At 59.8% G+C, this 5,569-nt stretch carries 7 protein-coding genes; all 7 read right to left on the minus strand.

Features of this window, described 5'->3' with window-relative positions; translation table 11 throughout:
- Window positions 1-107 precede the first annotated feature (107 nt).
- Window positions 108-1,160 carry a histidinol-phosphate transaminase gene (gene hisC, locus AC1D2P_RS30025; RefSeq protein ID WP_077430872.1) on the minus strand — a complete coding sequence of 351 codons (1,053 nt, stop codon included), beginning with the start codon at window positions 1,158-1,160 and terminating at the stop codon, window positions 108-110.
- Window positions 1,161-1,162: 2 nt separating this feature from the next.
- Window positions 1,163-2,488, minus strand: coding sequence for a histidinol dehydrogenase (gene hisD / locus AC1D2P_RS30030; protein WP_046026807.1), 1,326 nt, complete (start codon window positions 2,486-2,488; stop codon window positions 1,163-1,165).
- A gap of 126 nt (window positions 2,489-2,614) precedes the next feature.
- Entirely contained in the window at window positions 2,615-3,250 is a 636-nt protein-coding gene (gene hisG, locus AC1D2P_RS30035) for an ATP phosphoribosyltransferase (protein ID WP_007942738.1), read from the minus strand.
- A gap of 126 nt (window positions 3,251-3,376) precedes the next feature.
- A complete protein-coding gene (gene murA / locus AC1D2P_RS30040; protein WP_109787875.1) occupies window positions 3,377-4,642 on the minus strand; it encodes a UDP-N-acetylglucosamine 1-carboxyvinyltransferase in 1,266 nt (421 codons plus the stop codon).
- 22 nt (window positions 4,643-4,664) lie between these two features.
- On the minus strand, window positions 4,665-4,904 hold the full coding sequence (locus AC1D2P_RS30045) for a BolA family protein (protein ID WP_007912386.1): 240 nt from the start codon (window positions 4,902-4,904) through the stop codon (window positions 4,665-4,667).
- Window positions 4,905-5,017: 113 nt separating this feature from the next.
- A complete protein-coding gene (locus AC1D2P_RS30050; protein WP_046026812.1) occupies window positions 5,018-5,323 on the minus strand; it encodes an STAS domain-containing protein in 306 nt (101 codons plus the stop codon).
- On the minus strand, window positions 5,320-5,569 hold a 250-nt coding region (locus tag AC1D2P_RS30055), incomplete at its 5' end, for an ABC transporter substrate-binding protein (RefSeq protein WP_477811745.1). The genes AC1D2P_RS30050 and AC1D2P_RS30055, both read right to left, overlap by 4 nt.

Here is a 5,569-nt window from a genome sequence, read left to right on the forward strand (position 1 = left end):
GGAATGTATCCCGTGACGCTCCGCGTCACAGTGGACGCAGAGCGTCCATGGCGGCATTCCCACGCAGAGCGTGGGAACGATCAGTGACGATCAGTCAGAGGGGGCTTTTAGAGATCGCCGAGGCCGTCGATCAGCGCCTGATTCTGCTCCGGCGTACCAATCGAAATCCGCAGGAACTGCGCAATCCGCTCCTGCTTGAAGTGCCGGACAATCACGCCCTGCTCACGCAACTTCGCCGCGAGTCCTGCCGCATCATGCTGCGGGTGACGCGCGAAAATGAAGTTCGCCGCCGACGGCAGCACCTCAAATCCCTTCGCCTCCAACTGCCCGACTACCTTGTCGCGGCTGTCGATGACCAACCGGCACGTTTTGTCGAAGTACTCGCGATCCTCGAACGCCGCCGCAGCCCCCACAATCGCCAGTCGATCCAGCGGGTAGGAGTTGAAGCTGTTCTTGATCCGCTCAAGCGCTTCGATCAAATCCGGATGCCCCACCGCCAGGCCAACCCGCAGGCCGGCCAGGGAACGGGACTTGGACAGAGTCTGCGTCACCAGCAGGTTCGGATAACGATCCACCAGAGTGATCGCCGTTTCGCCACCGAAGTCGATGTAAGCCTCGTCTACGACGACCACCGAATCCGGGCTGGCCTTGAGGATTTGCTCCACCGCATCCAGCGCCAGCAGGCAGCCGGTCGGCGCATTCGGGTTAGGGAAAATGATCCCGCCGTTCGGCTTGGCGTAATCCGCCGGGTTGATCTGGAAGTGTTCGTCCAGCGGCACCGCGTCGAACTTGATGCCGTACAAGCCGCAATACACCGGATAGAAGCTGTAGCTGATATCCGGGAACAGCAGCGGTTGATCGTGTTGCAGCAAGCCGTGGAAAATGTGCGCCAGGACTTCATCGGAACCGTTGCCGAGGAATACCTGGTTGCTCTGCACCCCGTAGTACTTGGCCACGGCTTGTTTCAGCACATCGCTGTTCGGGTCCGGGTACAGACGCAGGTTGTCGTTCAGTTCGGTCTGCATCGCCGCCAAGGCTTTGGGTGATGGACCGTACGGGTTTTCGTTGGTGTTGAGCTTGACCAGTTTTGCCAGTTTCGGCTGCTCGCCCGGCACGTAAGGCACCAGATCCTTAACGAACGAGCTCCAGAATTTACTCATGTTCAGTTTCCCTTTTGCTCGTCGATGATGCGGTACTCGGCGCTACGGGCGTGGGCGGTCAGCGACTCGCCACGGGCCAGCACGGACGCGGTCTTGCCCAGTTCCGACGCCCCCTGCTCGGAGCAGAAGATGATCGACGAGCGTTTCTGGAAGTCATACACGCCCAACGGCGAGGAGAAGCGCGCGGTGCCGGAAGTCGGCAATACGTGGTTCGGACCGGCGCAGTAATCACCCAGGGCTTCGGACGTGTGACGGCCCATGAAAATCGCGCCGGCGTGACGGATCTTCGGCAACCAGGCCTGCGGATCTGCAACCGACAACTCCAGGTGTTCCGGCGCAATGCGGTTAGCCACTTCGATGGCTTGCTCCATGTCGCGCACCTGGATCAATGCACCACGGCCATTGATCGACGTTTCGATGATCTCGGCACGCTCCATGGTCGGCATCAATTTGCTGATGCTCGCGGCGACCTTGTCGAGGAATTCCGCGTCCGGGCTGACGAGAATGGCCTGGGCGTCTTCATCGTGTTCGGCCTGGGAGAACAGGTCCATGGCGATCCAGTCCGGATCGGTCTGGCCGTCGCACACCACAAGAATTTCGGACGGGCCGGCGATCATGTCGATACCGACCTGACCAAACACATGGCGCTTGGCGGTGGCGACATAGATGTTGCCGGGGCCGACCACTTTGTCGACTTTCGGCACGCTTTCGGTGCCGTAAGCCAGCGCGGCCACGGCTTGGGCACCGCCGATGGTGAACACCCGATCAACCCCGGCAATGCACGCCGCGGCCAGCACCAGTTCGTTGATTTCACCGCGCGGGGTCGGCACCACCATGACCACTTCGGTCACGCCAGCGACCTTGGCCGGAATCGCGTTCATCAACACCGAAGAGGGGTACGACGCCTTGCCGCCTGGAACATACAGACCGGCGCGATCCAGCGGCGTGACCTTCTGGCCCAGCACCGTGCCATCGGCTTCGGTGTAGCTCCAGGAATCCTGCTTCTGCTTCTCGTGGTAGCTGCGCACACGTGTAGCAGCTTTTTCCAGGGCTTCGCGCTGAGGCACGGTAATGCGCGTAAGCGCCAGTTCAAGACGTTCGCGCGGCAGGATCAAGTCCGCCATCGAGGCGACTTCCAGGCCGTCGAACTTCTGGGTGAACTCCACCAGCGCCGCATCGCCACGCTCGCGCACGGCTTTGATGATATCCAGCACCCGCTGATTGACCGAGTCGTCAGACACACTTTCCCAGCTCAGCAGATGATCCAGATGATGCGCGAAATCCGGATCAGCAGCGTTCAGTCGGCGAATTGCAGTCGGTGCGGTCATAGCGAGAGCCTCATAGAATTGGCAAAAACTCAGGCGCCCTAACTTAGCAGTCGTTTCCGCTTGGGCACCTGAGAATTCTGGCTATGAGGCGGATAGACGGGCGCGACTTAACGTCGCGCAGGTAAATCAGCCGCGGTGTCGAGACTCCACTGCCTTGCGCAGGGTGTCGATCAACGCCTGGATTCGGGCGTGTTGCATTTTCATCGAAGCTTTGTTGACGATCAGCCGGGAGCTGATGTCGGCAATGAAATCCTGGGGTTCCAGGCCATTGGCGCGCAGGGTGTTGCCGGTGTCGACCACGTCAATGATCTTGTCCGCCAGACCAATCAGCGGCGCCAGCTCCATCGAGCCGTACAGCTTGATGATGTCGACCTGGCGACCCTGCTCGGCGTAGTAACGCTTGGCAACGTTGACGAACTTGGTCGCCACCCGCAGGCGGCCCTTAGGCTCGACATCGCCGACACGGCCGGCAGTCATCAGCTTGCAGAGGGCAATTCGCAGGTCCAAAGGCTCGTACAAGCCCTGGCCGCCATATTCCATCAGCACATCTTTACCGGCGACACCGAGGTCCGCGGCACCATGTTCGACATACGTCGGCACGTCGGTGGCGCGCACGATCAGCAGACGTACGTCAGGCTGAGTCGTGGGGATGATCAGCTTGCGGCTCTTGTCCGGATTCTCGGTCGGCACGATGCCCGCTTCAGCCAGAAGCGGCAAAGTGTCGTCAAGGATGCGGCCCTTGGACAGTGCGATAGTCAACATGGGAAACGTCAGTCCTTATCAAGGTACTCATGTCCGGTCGCAAATGACGCCGGACACACATCGAGCCGGAAACCGGCTCGACTTCAACAATTCAACGGGCATGTCCTTATGCCCATGCAGCAGAAACTAGCCCGGTACGCGGCGGATCTTGGCGCCGAGCATTTGCAGTTTCTCTTCGATGCACTCGTAACCACGGTCGATGTGGTAGATGCGGTCGATCAGGGTGTCGCCTTCAGCGATCAGCGCCGAAATGACCAGGCTGGCCGAAGCACGCAGGTCGGTGGCCATGACTGGCGCGCCTTTGAGCTTCTCGGTACCGGTAACGATAGCCGTGTTGCCTTCGACCTGAATCTTGGCGCCCATGCGATGCAGTTCGTAAACGTGCATGAAGCGGTTTTCGAAGATCGTCTCGATCACGGCGCCTGTGCCTTCGGCAATGGCGTTGAGGGAGATGAACTGCGCTTGCATGTCGGTCGGGAACGCCGGGTACGGAGCGGTGCGCACGTTGACGGCTTTTGGCCGCTTGCCGTGCATGTTCAGTTCGATCCAGTCTTCGCCACAGGTGATTTCGGCACCCGCTTCACGGAGTTTTTCCAGAACGGCTTCAAGAATGGTCGGATCGGTATCCTTGACCTTCACACGGCCGCCGGTCACGGCAGCAGCGACCAGGTAAGTACCGGTTTCGATTCGGTCAGGCATCACTTTGTAAGTGGTGGTGTGCAGACGCTCGACGCCATCGATGGTGATGGTGTCGGTACCAGCGCCGGAAACCTTGGCACCCATGGCGTTCAGGAAGTTGGCCAGGTCGACCACTTCCGGCTCGCGCGCGGCGTTTGCCAACACACTGCGACCCTTGGCCAGGGCAGCGGCCATCATGATGTTTTCGGTACCGGTCACGCTGACGGTATCGAAGAAGAAGTGCGCACCGCGCAGGCCGCCTTCAGGCGCCTTGGCCTTGATGTAGCCGCCTTCGACGTCGATGACCGCGCCCATCGCTTCCAGACCACGGATGTGCAGGTCCACCGGACGCGAACCGATGGCGCAACCGCCAGGCAGTGCGACTTCGGCTTCACCGAAACGGGCAACCATAGGGCCCAATACCAGGATCGACGCACGCATGGTTTTAACCAGTTCGTACGGGGCGATCAGGGTCTTGATGGTGCGTGGGTCGATTTCGACGGCGAGCTTCTCGTCGATCACCGGCTCGATCCCCATCCGACCGAACAATTCGATCATGGTGGTGATGTCGTGCAGGTGCGGCAGGTTGGCCACGGTAACCGGGCCATCACACAGCAGGGTTGCAGCCAGGATCGGCAGGGCGGAGTTCTTTGCCCCGGAGATGCGGATCTCGCCATCAAGACGAGGACCGCCAGTAATAATCAATTTATCCATAAGAATCTCGACGCCCTTGGGCTCAGGTGCGCTCGGCCCAGGCCGCGCTGCTGAAAAATTTCATAGTGACCGCATGGATGCTGCCATCGGTGATCCATGGGTTCAAATGGGCATAGATCTGCTGTTGACGCTTCACCGGGCTCAACGCCGCCAGTTCATCGCTAATCACGTTCAGCTGGAAATTGCAGCCTTCGCCCTCAACTTCTACCAACGTTCCGGGCAGCTTTCCTTCAAGGAAGCTCTTCACTTCTACGGCCTGCATGCTCAACCTCAATCGGCGCCCTGTGCGCGCGGGTCGGACATCATACAAAAAAGCCCCGCGCCTGCGAACCCCGCGAAGCAGGACTCTGACCGGGGGCTTCTTAATAGATGCGTTTAGGGATGCGCCAACAGCTCGGTCAATTCGCTGACCTGAGCGATTTCACGCATGTCTTCCGGCATCCCGCGAATGCTCAGCGCCTTGCCGGCGGCCTGCGCATCACGGATGAAGCACAGCAGCAGCGACAAGCCGACACTGCTGGACTTCAACACCGCCGAACAATCGACCACCACTTCGGTCGCGGTACTGGCTTTGATCAGCGCCTGTCCCTGCTTGCGCAAGTCGGGGCCGGTCAGGTAATCCAGCATGCCGCTGAGCCGAAGCTCGCCGGTTTCACTCATGCGAATGGCCGACACACTCATTGGTTAGTGGTCTCGGTCGATGCCTTGGCTTTGGCGACTTCCCCGGCCCAGTTGTTGATGGTCTTGTCCAGGTCGTTGCCATTTCGCTGCATCGCATCAGCGAACTGATCGCGGAACAGCTTGCCAATGTTGATGCCATTGATGATGACGTTACGCAGTTTCCACTCGCCGTTGATCTTTTCCAGCGTGTAAGACACCGGGTAGATCGCGCCGTTGTTGCCCTTGACCGTCATGCCAACACTGGTG

It is taken from the genome of Pseudomonas sp. P1_F1_2, from assembly GCF_056405815.1.